Below are 16,413 nucleotides of genomic sequence, written 5' to 3'. Positions count from 1 at the left end.
GCCTCCCCCGTGGGAACGCTCCCGGGCCTCGGCGCGCCGCTGAACCCGTTCGGCACCCGTTCGGCCTCTTGTGTGCCGGGGCGGGCTTGCCGATGGCCCTGCTATGGCGGGACCACGTACATGTCCGATCTGCCTCGGCAACGGGCTCGACCCGAACGACGAGAGTCGCTCGGCATACTGCACACGGTGCGGAGGGACGGGCGAGGTGTATGACTAGCCAACCCACCTGCGACCTCTGCCAGGACACCGGCACGATGTCCTGGCAACAGCCGTGTCCGGATGGCGTGCTGCGCACCGTGGAGGTGCCCTGCACCCGCGACTGCGGCGGGCACTGGCAGCACCCCCACGCGGAAGGGGACCGGGTGATCGACCAGCCGGACGACCGGCCCACCCGTGTCCGCGGGCATGCCGACGAGGCTCAGGAGATCGGCGGCGACTTCATCCGGGCGGCGCTGGACCACGGCGGGTTCCTCCGGCCCAGGTAGCAGGCGACCGCAGCGAGTGACCCGTTCACCGCGGATCTCGCGATGAACGGGTCACTCACAGCAGGGGTTATCAGCGGAGGTAGCGGGCGCCGCGGGTCACGGCGGAGTAGGCGTCCACGGCACCGTTGCCGTAGAAGCCGTTGAATTCCGGGTTACCGGTGCAGGTCGCGGTGTACGACTCGTCCCGACCCTCGTCCAGGTAGTCGACGGTGCGGGGCACGGGGCACGGGATCTCCGCCGCCGTGCCCTCGAGTACGCGCTGCACGGCGTTCGGCGCCAAGCCGAACCCGCCGCGTCGCCACTTGCCGTACTCGGACACGATCAGCGCGGCCACCCCGCTGGCGTGCGGTGAGGCCATCGAGGTGCCCTGGAGATACTGGTAGTACCCCACCCGGCCGTCCGGAGCCGTGGCCTTCTGCACGCCGAGTTCCTCGCCCTCCGGGGTGACGTTGCCGTCCTCGTCCACCGCGCCCTCGGCGACGGCGATGTTGCGCGGGTACGCCGAGAGGATCAGGTTCTCATTGGTGCGGAACCAGTCGGTGCCGAAGAAGTCCCGGTAGTACCCGCCGGGGGCGGACACCGAGATCTGCTCCTCGCCGTAGTTGGAGTAGTCGGCCTTGGCCTGGGACGGGCCGAAGGAGCCGACCCCGAGCACATGCGAGCCCTCGATCGGCAGCGTGACGCAGCTGTCGTTGTCGATATCCCGGTCGTGCTCGTTGCCCGCCGGAAAGTTCGGGCTGCTGCTGTCCGGTGGCGGGTCGCCGAGGTCGATATGCGAGTTGCCGAGCGAGGCGACCAGCGTGACGCCCTTGCGGTGCGCGTAGCCCAGCGCCCGGTTGACCGCGGCGATGGTGGTGCGCTGCGCCCGCTGCTGCTCCGGCGTGTCGGCCGGGTTCGAGGTGCAGTTGTACAGCCACGGGTCGATGTAGAAGGACATGTTCACCACGTCGATGCCCGCGTCGCCGGCATAGGTGATCGCGTCCACCGCGGGCTGCAGGAAGAAGTACCCGGAGTCCTGCCCGGCCCGGATGTTCACCAGGCTCACCTTCGGCGCCACACCGGAGACGCCGAAGCCGTCCGCCGCCGCCGCGATGGTGCCCGCGACGTGGGTGCCGTGCCCGTTGCCGTCGTGATCGGCCGGGTCGACACAGCCGCGGAACTCGCAGGGCCCGTCCACCTCGGTGCCGTTCTCGTCGGCCGGGATGTCCCTGGTGAAGTTGCGCGACGCCGCGGCGTCGAAGTTCGGCGCGATGTCCGGGTGCGAGCCGTCCACCCCGGTGTCGATCACGCCCACCTTGACTCGCCGGTCCCCCGGCTGCTTGTTCCGCGCCAGGTCGGAGCGGGTGGACTTCAGCCCCCAGAGCTTGTCGTCCAGCGGGTCGGTGCCCACCGGCTCGGCCGGCTTCCGACCGGAACGCGCGTGGCCGGGTGCGGCCCGGTGGTGCTCCTTCTCCACCTTGTCCGGATCCGGCGCGGCCTTCTTCGTCGGCGCCTTACCGATCGGTCGTGCCTGCGCGGCCCCGAACACCTCGGGCGCGGCGGCCATCCGCTCGGCGAAGCCGCTCGCCGGCGCGGTCGCGGTGATCAGGCCGACCGCCGTGTTGCTGCGCAACACCGTTCCGCCTGCCTCCCGGACCGCCTGCTCGGCCGCTCCGACGCTCTGCCCCTCGGCCGCGAGCACCGTGAACTCGGTGGCCGGGCCTGCCAACTGTGGTTGCGCCGCCGCGGTGGGCGCGGCGACCGCGGTGATCCCGCCGACCAGGGGTACGGCCAGCGCTGCCAGGAAAAGCTTTGATCTTCTCACTCGTTTTCCTCCTCGGCAGTGGTGGAGGTCGCCCTACCGGGAGACACACGCGTGGGCGCCCAAGACCCGACGAAAGTATGGGGTCCGAACGGCCGAGCCAGGTCAGGCCGGGTCACGCAAGGCTGAGCGCGATGCCGTCCAGGATGTCGTGCTCGCTGACCACCAGGTCGGCGGGCCCGCCGCGCTCGGCGAACTGCTCGGCGAGTACCTGCACGATCACCGCGCCGCCGCCGATGACGTCCACCCGGCCGGGGTGGATCACCGGGTTGGCCGCCCGGGTTTCATGGTCGACACCGAGCAGCTTCCCGGCGACCCCGTCGATGTCCGCTCGGGACAGCCTGGACCGGTGGGTGCGCCCGGAGTCGTACTCCGGCAGCTCCTGCGCCACCGCGGACAGGGTGGTGATGGTGCCGGCCACGCCGATCCAGGTGGCGGCCCGCGCCACGTCCACCATGTCGTAGGCCTTGGCAAGGATCTCGGCCGCCAACTCGCGGGCCGCGGCGACCTCGGCATCGGTCGGCGGGTCGGTGCGCAAGGCACGTTCGGTGATCCGCACGCAGCCGATGTCCACCGAGCGGGCCGCGCTGACCTCGGCCTGCCGCCCGTCCCAGGTGCCGAGCACCAGTTCGGTCGAGCCGCCGCCGACGTCGACGACGAGGAACGGGCCGTCGCCCGGATCCTGTTCACCGACCGCGCCGGTGAAGGACAGCCGCGCCTCCTCGTCGCCGGTGATCACCTCGGCCTCGACGCCGAGTACCTCGCGGGTCATGGCGAAGAACTCGTCCCGGTTACTCGCGTCCCGGGTGGCCGAGGTCGCGACCATGCGGACCTGCTCGGCGCCCTCGCGCCGCGCGACGGCGGCGTAGCCGACCAGTGCCGCCCTGGTGCGCTCCAGCGCCTCCGGCGCGAGTCGCCCGGTCGCGTCGACACCCTGGCCGAGCCGCACGATCCGCATCTCCCGATGCAGGTCACGCAGGTCGACGGTGCCGTTCTGCCGGATGGTCAGCTCGGCGACCAGCAGGCGGATGGAGTTGGTTCCACAGTCGATGGCGGCAACACGAGGCATGGCCAAAGGGTAACCACCGGCCAGGACTCAGTCCGTCGACGTGCCGGTCACCTCGCCGGAGGGATCGTCCTCGGGGTCGTCGTCCCCCTCGCAGTCCGGGTTCGTGGTGGTCGACGTGGTCGTGGTCGTGGTGGTCGTGGTGGTCGTGGTCGTCGTCTCGCAGGTGGGCGGGTCCTGCGAGGTCGTGGTCGCCGTCCGCGAGGAACTCTCCCCGGGAAGCTGGTTGTCGCCGGTACCGGTGGGCGGGTTCGGTCGACCGGTGGAACCGGGCAGGTCCGGCGCCGGGGTCGGCGGCGGGGGCACCGCGCCGGGTGCCGGGGTCGTGCTGTTCACCTCGGGCGCGCCGACGGGGACCTCGCTGTCCGGGGTGGGCGTCACCCCCTGCCGGTACGCCTCCGCCCACAAAACCACCGTATTCACATACGTCCGCGAATTATTGTACCGAAACACAGCCGCCCGCAACTCACCATCCACCGCCATATCCAACCCACCCGAACACAAATACCGCCCCGTCGCCACCGTCGCATCATAAATATTGTTCGGATCCGAAACCCCATCACCATTACCATCCGCCGCATACCCCCGCCACGTCGACGGAATGAACTGCGTCGGCCCCACCGCACGATCCCACACCGCATCCCCGTCATACCGCCCACCATCGGTGTCCGCGATCGCCGCCACCGGACCCACACCATTCAACACCGGACCCAGAATCGGCTCCAACGTGTTCCCGTCCCCATCCACATACCCACCACGCGCATGATTCGACTCGATCCGACCGATACTCGCGATCAAAGCCCAATCAATCCGGCACCCCGGCTGCTCAACCCCCACCATATCCGCCGCGTTCCGGTACGCCTTCAACGCCGAACCCGGAATACCCAACGGGCCGCTCGGCAACTCGTAGGCGGGCAGCGTCTCCGGGTCGGGCTGCTCGGGCAGGCTGCCGTCCACCCCGACCCGGCTGATCCCCGGGTCGTAGCCGCCGACCAGCGCGAGATTCGCGCTGTGTTCGGTGCTGGCGGTGTTCGCCCAGTTCGCGGTGCCACCGCCGGCGGCGAAGGCGGGCAGCACGGCGAGGGTCCCACCGAGCATGGCGGTGGCCACCTTGTGCCGCACCGCGAATCTTCGGATCGCGCCGACCGCGACCTCCGGTACCCGATTGACCCGCACGCCCCACACTCCCCTACCGACGACAGCGGTACACCCCGATGGTTGTTCAGCCGGTGTGAAAACTCTGTAGTACGAGTCACTCGGGCCGACCTCGGTTCCGTCCCCGACCAGGTATCAGTATCGCCCTGCCAGGCGTTACCGCGCGCAGTCTCCCGCAGGCCACTCCGCGGCGAGCAGTTCGAGGGTTTCGTCGCCGAAGGGATTCACGTCCCGCCCGCAGGCGAGGGTGTGCGCCAGGTGCACGTGCAGGCACTTCACCCTGTTCGGCATGCCGCCGGCGGTGACCTGGTGTCCCAGCGGTTCGATCGCGTCCCGCTGGGCGAGGTAGGACTCGTGGGTCCGCCGGTACGCGGCCGCCAGCTCGGGATCGGCGCCGAGCCGCTCGGTCATCTCGCGCATGAGCCCGGACGCCTCCAACCCGCCCACCAGCGAGGCCAGCCTGGGGCAGGTCAGGTAGTACAGGGTCGGGAACGGGGTGCCGTTCTCCAGTCGGGGGTTCGTCTGGACCACCGATGGATGACCGCTCGGGCACCGCGCGGCCACCGCGCGCAGGGCACGCGGCGGCCGGCCGAGCTGCTCCGCGATCACCGCCCGGTCGGCTTCGGACACCGGCTCCAGCCGGGGCAACTCGGTACTGCTCACCCGGGTGAGCTTAGGACCGCCATGGCGGAAGCCGACGAGCGGGATACCGGTGGGATCACGGGCGGGAACACTGGTGGGAACGCTGGTGGGAGACTAGCGAGAAACGCTGTCCCAGAGCCGCTCGTACCAGGTGCCCTTCGGCGGGGGCTGCTGCTCACCGCCCGGCTGCCGCGCGCGCCGCTCGTCCTCCGGTAGCTGCACCATGTACGGGGTCTCGCCGGGCAGCACGAACCGTAGCCTGCGCCGGGCCTCGGCCTTGACCTCGGCCGGGTCGGACAGCTCGGCCTTGCGCGCCTCGAGCCGGGCGACCTCCTGCTCGAGCTCGGCCATGCGCTGCTCCTGCACCGCGACCTCGGAACGCTGGATCAGGTAGGTCCGTAGCGGCACCGCGATGGTGAACGCCAGCGCACACAGCACGATCGCCACCACCGCGGCCCTGCGGGTGTTGGAGAGGCCGAGCACCTTGGCCGCGCCGGAGGCACGCTTCGCGCTGAGCCCGCGCCGCAGCCGTGCCCTGCGCCCTTCGCGCCGCGCCCGCTCGGGGCGCCGGGAGGACGAGCCCTGGGCCCGTCCTCCCGTACTCCTGCGCCGTGGCCTGCGCCGTTCCGCCACGGCCTCAGCCCTCCGGCGTGAATCTCGGGAAGGCGAGATCGCCGGCATAACGAGCCGCGTCGGCGAGTGTCTCCTCGATCCGGAGCAGCTGGTTGTACTTGGCGACCCGCTCGCTGCGGGCCGGTGCGCCGGTCTTGATCTGCCCGACACCGGTGGCCACCGCGAGGTCGGCGATCGTGGTGTCCTCGGTCTCCCCGGACCGGTGACTCATCATGCTCTTGTACCCGTAGGAGGTGGCGAGGGACACCGCGTCCAGCGTCTCGGACAGCGTGCCGATCTGGTTCACCTTCACCAGCAGCGCGTTCGCCGCGCGGCGGGTGATGCCTTCCTCCAGCCGGTCCGGGTTGGTGACGAACAGGTCGTCGCCGACCAGCTGGACCCGGTCGCCGAGCTCGGCGGTCAGCCGCACCCAGCCGTCCCAGTCGTCCTCGCCGAGCGGGTCCTCGATGGAGACCAGCGGGTAGTCGTTGACCAGCTCGGTGTAGTAGCCGATCAGCTGCTCGGCGCTGCGCTTGTTGCCCTCGAAGGTGTAGGCACCGTCCGCGAAGAACTCGGTGGCGGCCACGTCCAGGGCGAGCGCCACGTCCCTGCCCGGGGTGTAGCCCGCCTTCTGGATCGCGGCGAGGATGATGTCCAGCGCCTCCCTGTTGCTGGTGAGGCTCGGCGCGAAGCCGCCCTCGTCGCCGAGCCCCGTGGCCAGGCCACGGCCCTTGAGCACCGCCTTCAGCGCGTGGTAGACCTCGGTGCCCCAGCGCAGCGCCTCGCGGAAGGACTCGGCGCCGATCGGCGCGATCATGAACTCCTGGATGTCGACATCCGTGTCCGCGTGCGCCCCGCCGTTCAGGATGTTCAACATCGGCACCGGCAGCACATGCGCGTTGGGCCCGCCGAGGTAGCGGAACAGCTCGAGCTCAGCGGAGTCGGCCGCCGCCTTGGCGACCGCGAGCGACACGCCGAGGATGGCGTTCGCCCCGAGCCGCGACTTGTCCGGCGTGCCGTCGAGGTCCACCAGCTTCTGATCCACGATGCGCTGGTCCACGGCATCCACGCCGGTCAGGTCCGGCCCGATCTCGTCGAGCACGGCCGCGACCGCGCGTTCGACACCCTTACCGCCGTACCGGGAGCTGTCGCCGTCCCGCAGCTCGACGGCTTCGTACTCCCCGGTCGAGGCCCCCGAAGGGACCGCGGCCCGCGCCAGCGTCCCGTCGTCGAGTGCGACCTCCACCTCGACGGTCGGGTTGCCGCGCGAGTCCAGAATCTCGCGGGCGCCTACCTGCTCGATGACCGCCACGCCTTAACTCCTCACCCGGTTGTGCCAGCGACGTCGGCACCCAGCGTAGCGGCAGGCGGAGATCACCCGCTGCAGGCACGCAGGTAGCACGCGGCGGAACTCATTCCGCGCGCACTTCCCGCCAGCCCGCGGGCAGCTCGACGGTGTCCGAGACACGCTGCCAGAAGGTCCAGCTGTTGCCGCCGATGTCCTGCACGGTGAACAGTCGCGCGCCGTAGGGCTGGTCCTGCGGCCGGGACACCTCGACATGGTCCCCGAGCGCGGCGCTGACCCTGGCGTGCTGCGCGTCCACATCGTCCACGTACACCACGTTGAGCTGGCCCACCGGGCCGTCCACGCCCTTGGCCTCCCAGTACTCGGGACCGACCGAGGTCAGTTGGACCTCCGCGTCACCCGCGGCCACGGTGGCCTGGAACACGGCACCCGCGGCGTCCTCATAGCGCAGCTTCTCGGTGAACCCGAACACCCGTACCAGCCATTCCAGCGCCTGGGTGGCGTCGGCGTAGTACAAATACGGCGCGAGGCCGAGATATCGCGGAGTGTTGTCCTGGTCGTCGCTCATGGCGGACAAGTCCATCATGCCGGTGATCGGCACGTGCAAGTCCCCGGGCCGCCGGCCGATCAGGCACAGCCGCCGTCCGCGGAAGCCGGCCCCCGATCAGGCGGCGATCCGGCCTTGCCGGGACCGGGATCGCCTTCACCGGCACCAGCACCCCGGACCCAGTGGATCTGCGTGCACGACTCACCCCGGAACGCGAGTACCGCCTGTTGGTCGGTATGGCCCTCCCGGCTGTTGACCGGTTGACCGCGGAACCTGGAAAGGGCGCCATGCGGCGAAAAGCTCGAGATTCGGCGGGGTCGGGAGTACCGTCGAGACCACCATGGTCGATCAGGAACCAGCAGCCGAACCGCACGGTGAGTCCCGGTTCCAGGCGTTCCGCCGGGCCGAGGAGCTGGTGCGGCACGCGCCCCTGGAAGCGTTGCGGGCGCTGGCGCCGGTGTTGCACGCCGAACCGGACAAGCCGAGCGTGCAACTACTCGCCGGCCGCGCGTACTTCCATTCCGCGCAGCTCCGGCATGCGGAGACGGCGTTGAGCAGGACGATCGAGCTGGACCCCGCCGACCACTACGCGCGCTTCGTCCTCGGCAGGACCCTGCAACGGCTCGGCAGGCTGGTGGAGGCGTTGGGGCAGATGCGGATGGCCTGGGCGATGTACCCGCTTCCTGAGTACCAGGAGGCGGTGGGCGAGGTCAGCGCCCGCCTAGCCCTGAGCGACGGCTGACCCCCTGCACCCTGACCGGCCCTTCAGGGGAGGGTGGCGGCGGCGTAGGCGTCGGCGCCACTGAACACGTCCTGGGCGTAGGAGATGGACCGGTTGTACGTGAGCACGGCGTCCCACCAGCCGTTCGGATCGGTCAGGTCACGCCCCTCGGCGCACAGGTAGCGGGCCGCGGCCACCGCGGCGTCGTCGATGTTCTGCGGGTTGGGCGGCTCGCCGTCCCTGGTGGCCCGCACACCCCACTCCCGCCAGGTGCCCGGAAGGAACTGCAACGGTCCCACGGCCCGGTCCCAGGCCCGGTCGCCGTCCAGCTTCCCCCCGTCGGTGTCCGGGACCTTCCGGACCCCGGGTGAGCCGTCCAGCGGGACACCGACGATCGGCTGCGTGGTCCGGCCGTCCGCGCCGATCCGGGCGCCGCCGAAGTTGCCGTGCCGGGACTCGACCCTGCCGATCCCGGCCAAGGTCCCCCAGGAAAGGTGGCATCCGGGCTGCTCGTTGCGCAGCCACATCTCGGCCCGCCCGTAGGCGGCGAGCACCCTCGCCGGCACCCTGGTGGCCTCGGCGACCCGCTCGGCCCAGGCGTCCAGCTCCTCCTGATCGGACTCGTTCGGCCGGTCCTCCGGGGCGACCAGCGCGGCCCGCGGCGCGGCCGCCCGCGGCTCGGGCCGCTGCTCCGGCACGGTCAGCGGCGGCTCCTCCGGGGCCTCGTCAGGGTGCACACCGATGGTCAGGATCAGGGTGATCGCGGTGCCGATCAGCGCCAGGGTGAGCACGATCCGGCCCACGTAGCGGCGCGGCGGGCGAGCGGCGGGCTCGGTCACCCCGGGCCCGGACTGAGCGGGTTCGACCACTCGTTCAGGTTACGTGGGACAGAGCGCCGGAGAACCGCTGGGACCTGCGGTAGTGAGTGGAGAAGCGCGCGCTTGGCGGAGTCCACGAGCGGGGAGGCGGGGCGCGCGACCCGCGGAGGTGACGGCCGTGACCGGACTCCGGGCCTCGCCGAGCCGGTCGTGCCGCGCGTTCCTGACAGCACTGGCGTCAGCGCGGCCAGTACCGGCGCCAGCCATCCGCGTCCAGGGTCGCCTGGTCCCTGCCGTCCGCACGGGCGGCCTGCTCGGCCGAGCGGACCCGCCGCGCGAACTCCTTGGCCACCGCCCGCAGCTCGCCCTCGGGGTCGATCCCCGCCCGGCGCGCCGCCGCGGCCAGCCGGAACAGCTTCGCCCCCTCGTCCGCTCCCGCGGGGAGCAGGTCGAACGGCACCTCGGCCCTGCCGGTGCGCTGACCCAGCTTCCCCGCCAGCGCCGCGGCGGGCTGACCGAACGCCACACCATCCACAAGGGACTCACGACGCTTCTCGTTCTGTTTCAGCTCCTCCCAGCGCGACTGCTGGTGCTCGGCCGAGTGCACCACCTCGGCGCCGGCGAACACATGCGGGTGCCTGCCGACGAGCTTGTCCACCAGTACCTCGGCGACCTCCTCGATGCCGAACGGGTCCGCAGGGTGCTCGGCAGCCACCCTGGCGTGGAAAAGCACCTGCAGCAGCACGTCCCCGAGCTCCTCGCGCATCGCGGCGCGATCGCCGTCCTCGATCGAGTCGAGCAGCTCGTAGGTCTCCTCGACCAGGTACTGCCGCAGCGACTCGTGGGTCTGCACCGCGTCCCACGGGCACCCGCCTGGCGCACGCAGCCGGTCCATCACCTCGACGGCCCGCACCAGCCCGGGCGCCGGGGTGCCGACCACCGTGGCCCCGGCGGCGATCAGCGCCGCGGCTCCCGGCTCCTCGGCCGAGGCCGCGACCAGCGTGACGGCCCGCTGCCGCACCAGCTCGGCCGGGGCCGGCGCGGGCTTGACGTCCAGGGCGCCCGCGGTGGCCTCCGGCAGGTCGGCCGCGGCGTACACCGCGTCGGCGGCACGCAACACGGGCCAGGCGGCCGCGGGCAGCACGCCGGGCATGGCCGCCGGCACGAGCACCACGGTGGGGTGCGGCAGGGTCATGGCTGCACGGTAATACGCGCCTCGAACTGGTAGCCGGTGCGCTCCTCCGCGCGCGGCGCGATGGTCATCCCGGCCTGATCCCACACGCCGTACCGGGGATTGACCTTGATCCCGAGCTCGTCGGCGATCGGCTGCAGCATCCGCAGCCCGACCGAGTACAGCACCTGCTGGTTCGAGGGTTGCTGGGCCGCGCCGCCGCCGGAGGCCGCGCCCGAGGTGTCCCGGTCCCGGACCAGCGCGACCAGCCAGCCGCCCTGCTGCCTGCTGGGCTGGATCACCAGCACCGTTCCCTCGCGGGCGCCGAACACCGCGCTGGTCGCCAGCTCCGGGCTGCTCTGCACGGCCTCGGCCAGCACGAACCGCCGATCGAGTACCTGCCTGCCTTCCTTGCCCAGCAGTTCCGCCGCGTTGTGCGGGTCGGCGGCCAGCTTGCGGCCGAGTGCCCGCGCCGTGTCCTCGGCGGTAGCGCCCGGCCCTTCCTCGGTGATCGTGGTGCCGATCAGGTCGACGGAGAGGCGCTGCAGGTACTTCTGCCCGAGCTGCTGCAGCATCAGCTGGTCGGTGGCGACCTGGTGGACCCTGCTCGGCTCGATCTGCACGGCCTTGGCGGCCGCGTCGAGGCCGCCGCTGCTCTCGATCAGCTCGGTGGCCTCGCGCTCGTCGACCCGCAGCCCCTCCCGCTGCGCGGCCACCGCCAGCAGTTCGTGGACGATCCGGCCCTGCACGACCTTGCGGGACTCGTTGTCGAACTTGCGCTGCTGTTTCGCCTGCTGCGCGGCGGGCACGTTGTCCAGCAACCACTGGATCTCGTGCTGCACCTCGCCGAGCGGGACGGACCTGTCCCCGACGATGGCGGCGGAGTCGACCTGGCTCGGACCGGACCCGCACCCGGTGAGCAGCAGTGCCGACGCGGCAAGAACGGAAAGCAAAGCCCGTGGGCGGCCGATGATCCTCATCACAACGCGTACCTTCTCACAGTTCGGCCCGGGGACCACAACACCGTACCGGCGCGAAACCGGTCACGGAGTCACAGCGACCGGTTGCCTGGTCATCGAGGTCAGCAACTGGGTGCACCAGTCCAGCAGGGCCTCATCCCGCAGCGGGGGCGCGCCGATCCGGCCGCCCGCGGGCCCCTCGGTCGGCTTGGGCACCGACACCGTGCTGGTCACCGACTTGTAGACGGCCTTCGGGTACAGCCGCTTCAGCCGCACCAGCTGCGACTCGGCCAGCGCCAGCGGGGTGAGCCGGATGTTGTTGCCCTGCAAGGTCACCTCGGTCACCCCCGCGGCCCGGCAGGCGTGCCGGAACCGCGCCACCGCGAGCAACCTGCCCACCGGGGCCGGCGGCTGCCCGTAGCGGTCGACCAGCTCGGCACGTACCTCCTCCAGGCCCGCGCCGTCCGGGGCGGCGGCGATCTTGCGGTACGCCTCCAGTCGCAACCGCTCCCCCGGCACGTAGTCGTGCGGGATGTGCGCGTCGATCGGCAGGTCGACGCGGACCTCGGTGGGCGTTCCTTCCTCCTCGCCCGAGCCCGCGCCCGCGTCCTTGCGGAAGGCGTCCACCGCCTCGCCGACCAGCCGGACGTACAGGTCGAAGCCCACGCCCGCGATATGTCCCGACTGCTCGGCGCCGAGGATGTTGCCCGCGCCGCGGATCTCGAGGTCCTTCATGGCCACGGCCATGCCCGAGCCGAGCTCGGTGTTCTGCGCGATGGTGGCCAGCCGGTCGTGCGCGGTCTCGGTCAGCGGGGACTCCGGCGGGTACAGGAAGTAGGCGTACCCGCGCTCGCGGCCCCTGCCGACCCGGCCACGCAGCTGGTGCAGTTGGGCGAGGCCGAGCATGTCGCCGCGTTCCACGATCAGCGTGTTGGCGTTGGAGATGTCCAGCCCGGTCTCCACGATCGTGGTGCACACCAGCACGTCGTACTCGCGTTCCCAGAAGCCGGCGATGATCTGCTCGAGCTTGTGCTCGTTCATCTGCCCGTGCGCGGTGACGATCCTGGCCTCCGGTACCAGCTCCCGCAGCCGGCGTGCGGCCTTCTCGATCGAGGACACCCGGTTGTGGACGTAGAACACCTGGCCGTCGCGCATCAGCTCGCGCCGGACGGCCGCTCCCACCTGCTTGTCGTCGTAGGCACCGACGTAGGTCAGGATCGGGTGCCGGTCCTCCGGCGGGGTCAGGATGGTGGACATCTCCCTGATCCCGGCGAGGCTCATCTCCAGCGTCCGCGGGATCGGCGTCGCCGACATGGTCAGCACGTCCACGTGCGTGCGCAGCGCCTTGATGTGCTCCTTGTGCTCGACGCCGAACCGCTGCTCCTCGTCCACGATGATCAGCCCGAGGTCCTTGTACCGGATCCCGGTCTGCAGCAGCCGGTGCGTGCCGATCACGATGTCCACCTCGCCCTCGGCGAGCCCGGCGGTGGTCTGCTCGGCCTCGTGCGGGTCGGTGAACCGGGAAAAGCCTTTGATGGTCACCGGGAAGGCCTGCATCCGCTCGGTGAAGGTGTTCAGGTGCTGCTGGGCGAGCAGGGTGGTCGGCACCAGCACCACCACCTGCTTGCCGTCCTGCACGGCCTTGAACGCGGCGCGCACCGCGATCTCGGTCTTGCCGTAACCGACGTCGCCGCAGATCACCCTGTCCATCGGCACGCTGCGCGCCATATCGCTCTTCGCCTCGTCGATCGCGGCGAGCTGGTCACCGGTCTCCACGAACGGGAAGGCGTCCTCCAGCTCGGCCTGCCACGGCGTGTCCTGCCCGAAAGCGTGACCGGGGGCGGCCTGCCGCGCGGCGTAGAGCTGGACCAGTTCGGCGGCGATCTCCTTGACCGCCTTGCGCGCCTTCGCCTTGGTGTTCTTCCAGTCCGAGCCGCCGAGCTTGTTCAGCGTCGGCAGCTCGCCGCCGACGTAGCGGGAGACCTCGTCGAGCTGGTCGGTGGGCACGAACAACCGGTCACCGGGATGGCCGCGCTTGGACGAGGCGTACTCCAGCACCAGGTACTCCCGGGTGGCGCCACCCACGGTGCGCTGCACCATCTCCACGAACCGGCCGATGCCGTGCTGGTCGTGCACCACGTAGTCGCCCGCCTTGAGCGCCAGCGGATCCACCGCGTTGCGCCGCCGGGACGGCATCTTCGTGTTCATGTCCCTTGTGGACGGTCCGGTACTGGAGCCACGGCCGGTGAGGTCGGCCTCGGCGAGCACCACCAACGCACGCTCCGGCACGACGAAACCGCCGGAAAGCCCACCGCGGGTGACGGTGACCACCCCCGGTCTCGGCGGCCCGGCCAACCCGTCGGCCGCCAACGTCGCGGGTACCTCGGCCGTGGACAGCTGCTCCACCGCCCTGGCCGCGGTCCCCGCGCCGGCCACCACCAGTACGGCCGCCCCACCGGAGGCGGTATGCGCGCGTAGCTCGCCCGCCGCCCGCTCGAACTCGCCGCGGTAGCCGGGCGCCGCCTCGATCGCCACCCGGTAGACCCCGGCACCCTCGCTGGTCAGCTGGGACAGCGTCCACCACGCCCTGCCGGCCTCGGTCGCGTGCCGCCGCACCGTGCCGAGGTCGCGGTAGGCCGAGGCGCCGAGGTCGATCGGGGCCTTGCCCCCCTCGGCGGCCACCGACCAGGATGCCTCGAGGAACTCCTGCCCGGTGCGGACCAGGTCGTGCGCGCGGGTCCGGATCTTCTCCGGATCGGCCAGCAGCACGTGCGTGCCCTCCGGCATGGCGTCGGTGAGCAGGTCGAGCTCGCCCTCGCACAGCACCGGGATCAACGCTTCCATGCCCTCGCACGGGATCCCGTCGGCGATCTTGGTCAGCATCTCGGCAAGGTGGGCGTCCGCGGCGTAGGTCTCGGCGAGGCCGCGAGCCGTGCTCTTGACCCTGCTGGTGAGCAGCAACTCCCGGCAGGGCGTGGCGGTGATCGCCTCGACCTCGGCCGCTTCGCCCGGCAGCGACCGCTGGTCGGACACCGCGAACATGCGGATCTCGCTGACCTCGTCGCCCCAGAACTCCACCCGGTGCGGGTGCTCGGCCGTGGGTCCGAAGACGTCCAGGATGCCGCCGCGCACGGCGAACTCCCCGCGCTTCTCCACCATGTCCACCCGGGTGTAGGCCAGCTCGATCAGCCGCTCGAGCACCTGCTCGAACTCCTGCTCCTCGCCGACCCGCAGCTCGACCGGGGCGAGCGAGCCGAGCCCGGGCGCCATCGGCTGGATCAGGCTGCGCACGGTCGCGACCACCACCCGCAGGCCGTCCTGGTCCGGCTGGTTCAGCCGGTGCAGCACTTCCAGCCGCCTGCCGACGGTGTCCGCGCGGGGGGAGAGCCGTTCGTGCGGCAACGTTTCCCAGGACGGGAAGGCGGCGACCGTGCCGGGACCGAGCAGGTCGGTCAGCGCGGCGGTCAGCTCGTCGGCCTCCCTCCCGGTGGCGGTGACCGCGAGCACCGGCCGGTTCGCACCCTCGGCCGAGGCCAGCGCGGCGGCGACCAGCTGCCTGCTGGCGTTCGTACCCTCGAGGTCCAGTATCGGCGCGCCCGCCCGCGTCACCACCCCCTGCAGGGTGGGGTCGGGCAGGACGGCGGACAGCAGTCCGGACAAGCAACCTTCGGTCACCGAAAGATCCCCTCACGAAAACCAGGCGACACCCTCGCCGGAACCAGCGGGGCGAGGGGTTGTGACCAGGGTACGTCCGGCGACCGCCGGGACGCGGAGCGGATCATGCTCGCGTTCACACAGCGAGCCAACGCCGGCGCGGGCATGCTGAGGGGATGCGTGCGCGACTCGCCGGAACCGCCGCCCTGCTCGCTCTCGTCGGCACCGCGACGGCCTGTACCCAGTCACCGACCGAGGCCGGCGAGAGCGGTCGGCAGGCCCCGCCAACCCCGAGCACCGGCGAGCTGTTCACCGTGCAGGAGGTCACCGACGGCCTGGAACACGGTTGGGACATCGGTTTCCTGCCCAGCGGAAAGGTGCTGGTCACCCAGCGGCCCGCCCGGCTGGCACTGGTCTCCGGCACCAGGCCGGGAGCCTCGGTGACCGAGGTGGACGCCGACCTCTCCGACGTGCACGTCCGCGGCGAGGGTGGCCTGCTGGGCATGGTGGTGCACCCGGACTTCGCCGAGTCCCGCCGGTTCACCACCTGCCAGACCTACGAGGAGAACGGGCGCGCGGTGGACGTCCGGCTGGTCACCTGGACGCTGGCTCCGGACGGGCGCAGCGCGACCAGGGTCGGCGACCTGCTCACCGGGCTGCCGGTGAACCAGAGCGGCAGGCACTCCGGTTGCCGGCCGACGATCGCCGCCGACGGGGCGTTGCTGGTCGGTACCGGGGACACCGCGGAGGACCCGGCCATCCCGCAGGACCTCGGCAGCCTCGGCGGCAAGGTGCTGCGCATCGACCTGAGAACCGGGGAACCGCTGCCGGACAATCCCTTCGCCGGCGCCGACGACCCGGCGCAGCGGCGCGTGCACACCTACGGCCACCGCAACGTGCAGGGCGTCGCGGTGCATCCGGCGACCGGGGCGGTCTACACCTCCGAGCACGGTCCCACCGCGCACGACGAGCTCAACCGGTTGCGGCCCGGCGGCAACTACGGCTGGGACCCCTCGCGTGGCGGCACGGTCGACGACTACGACGAGGACGTACCGATGACCGACCTGGACCGGTTCCCCGACGCCGTTCCGGAGCTGTGGACATCCGGGGACGTGACCCAGGCGCCGTGCGGGGCCGCCTTCCTCACCGGTTCGCAGTGGGGCGAGCTGGAGAACCGGCTGGCCGTGGTGGCACTCCGCGGGCAGAAGATGCTGTTGTTCCGGCTGGACAGCGCGGGCGAGGTCGCCGAGGTCACCCTCCCACCGGAGTTCGGCGACACCTACGGCAGGCTGCGCGCGGTCCGCAGCGGACCGGACGGGGCGCTGTACGTCACCACCTCCAACGGCACCAACGACAAGCTGCTGCGGGTCACCCCGGCCTGACCCCAAAGCCCCTGAACGTGGCGTTCGAGACATCAGATGTCTCAATAGTGCCGTTCGCAACGCTGAACGTCCGGAAAGCCACGTTCAGGGCACT

14 protein-coding genes are annotated in these 16,413 nt (G+C 71.3%); 3 read left to right on the top strand and 11 right to left on the bottom strand.

What is annotated here, in order from left to right; all coding sequences use genetic code 11:
* The first annotated feature begins 209 nt into the window (after positions 1-209).
* A complete protein-coding gene (locus FB471_RS26030; RefSeq protein ID WP_142000954.1) occupies positions 210-485 on the top strand; it encodes a hypothetical protein in 276 nt (91 codons plus the stop codon).
* 70 nt (positions 486-555) lie between these two features.
* Here FB471_RS26030 and FB471_RS26025 read toward each other — a convergent pair whose 3' ends face one another.
* From FB471_RS26025 to FB471_RS25995, 7 genes are all read right to left on the bottom strand, one after another.
* Positions 556-2,289 (bottom strand): S8 family peptidase, encoded by a 1,734-nt coding sequence (locus tag FB471_RS26025; protein WP_170220945.1) that lies wholly within the window; start codon positions 2,287-2,289, stop codon positions 556-558.
* Between the two features lie 112 nt (positions 2,290-2,401).
* The gene (locus tag FB471_RS26020) at positions 2,402-3,355 is read right to left on the bottom strand and encodes a Ppx/GppA phosphatase family protein (RefSeq protein ID WP_142000953.1); all 954 of its coding nucleotides are present in this window, start codon (positions 3,353-3,355) and stop codon (positions 2,402-2,404) included.
* 27 nt (positions 3,356-3,382) lie between these two features.
* Entirely contained in the window at positions 3,383-4,528 is a 1,146-nt protein-coding gene (locus FB471_RS26015; RefSeq protein ID WP_170220944.1) for a lytic transglycosylase domain-containing protein, read from the bottom strand.
* A 135-nt stretch (positions 4,529-4,663) separates the two neighbouring features.
* The gene (locus tag FB471_RS26010; RefSeq protein ID WP_142000952.1) at positions 4,664-5,170 is read right to left on the bottom strand and encodes a DUF501 domain-containing protein; all 507 of its coding nucleotides are present in this window, start codon (positions 5,168-5,170) and stop codon (positions 4,664-4,666) included.
* A 93-nt stretch (positions 5,171-5,263) separates the two neighbouring features.
* The gene (locus tag FB471_RS26005; RefSeq protein ID WP_142000951.1) at positions 5,264-5,782 is read right to left on the bottom strand and encodes an FtsB family cell division protein; all 519 of its coding nucleotides are present in this window, start codon (positions 5,780-5,782) and stop codon (positions 5,264-5,266) included.
* Positions 5,783-5,786: 4 nt separating this feature from the next.
* Positions 5,787-7,073, bottom strand: coding sequence for a phosphopyruvate hydratase (gene eno / locus FB471_RS26000; RefSeq protein WP_142000950.1), 1,287 nt, complete (start codon positions 7,071-7,073; stop codon positions 5,787-5,789).
* A gap of 100 nt (positions 7,074-7,173) precedes the next feature.
* Complete coding sequence (locus FB471_RS25995; RefSeq protein WP_246076590.1) at positions 7,174-7,635, bottom strand: VOC family protein; 462 nt, start codon at positions 7,633-7,635, stop codon at positions 7,174-7,176.
* A 319-nt stretch (positions 7,636-7,954) separates the two neighbouring features.
* Between FB471_RS25995 and FB471_RS25990 the strand changes: the two genes are divergently transcribed.
* Positions 7,955-8,356 (top strand): tetratricopeptide repeat protein, encoded by a 402-nt coding sequence (locus FB471_RS25990; RefSeq protein ID WP_142000949.1) that lies wholly within the window; start codon positions 7,955-7,957, stop codon positions 8,354-8,356.
* 23 nt (positions 8,357-8,379) lie between these two features.
* On the opposite strand, the gene FB471_RS25985 is transcribed toward FB471_RS25990, so the two are convergent.
* The 4 genes from FB471_RS25985 to mfd all read right to left on the bottom strand — a co-directional run bounded on the left by FB471_RS25985 (position 8,380) and on the right by mfd (position 14,958).
* Positions 8,380-9,108 carry a lysozyme family protein gene (locus tag FB471_RS25985; RefSeq protein ID WP_142002504.1) on the bottom strand — a complete coding sequence of 243 codons (729 nt, stop codon included), beginning with the start codon at positions 9,106-9,108 and terminating at the stop codon, positions 8,380-8,382.
* A gap of 283 nt (positions 9,109-9,391) precedes the next feature.
* Positions 9,392-10,348 carry a nucleoside triphosphate pyrophosphohydrolase gene (locus FB471_RS25980; RefSeq protein WP_142000948.1) on the bottom strand — a complete coding sequence of 319 codons (957 nt, stop codon included), beginning with the start codon at positions 10,346-10,348 and terminating at the stop codon, positions 9,392-9,394.
* On the bottom strand, positions 10,345-11,304 hold the full coding sequence (locus FB471_RS25975) for a SurA N-terminal domain-containing protein (RefSeq protein WP_342779473.1): 960 nt from the start codon (positions 11,302-11,304) through the stop codon (positions 10,345-10,347). Before FB471_RS25975 ends, FB471_RS25980 begins: the two co-directional genes overlap by 4 nt.
* Before the next feature lie 63 nt (positions 11,305-11,367).
* Positions 11,368-14,958: a transcription-repair coupling factor gene (gene mfd, locus FB471_RS25970; RefSeq protein WP_246076589.1), complete on the bottom strand. Its 3,591-nt coding sequence runs from the start codon at positions 14,956-14,958 to the stop codon at positions 11,368-11,370.
* A 155-nt stretch (positions 14,959-15,113) separates the two neighbouring features.
* Between mfd and FB471_RS25965 the strand changes: the two genes are divergently transcribed.
* Positions 15,114-16,319 carry a PQQ-dependent sugar dehydrogenase gene (locus tag FB471_RS25965; protein WP_142000946.1) on the top strand — a complete coding sequence of 402 codons (1,206 nt, stop codon included), beginning with the start codon at positions 15,114-15,116 and terminating at the stop codon, positions 16,317-16,319.
* The last annotated feature ends 94 nt before the right edge of the window (positions 16,320-16,413 follow it).

The sequence above is a fragment of the Amycolatopsis cihanbeyliensis genome, from assembly GCF_006715045.1.
Classification (GTDB): Bacteria; Actinomycetota; Actinomycetes; order Mycobacteriales; family Pseudonocardiaceae; genus Amycolatopsis; species Amycolatopsis cihanbeyliensis.
Note: the sequence above shows the minus strand (reverse complement) of the source record. Positions and strands in the feature narration are given on the sequence as shown.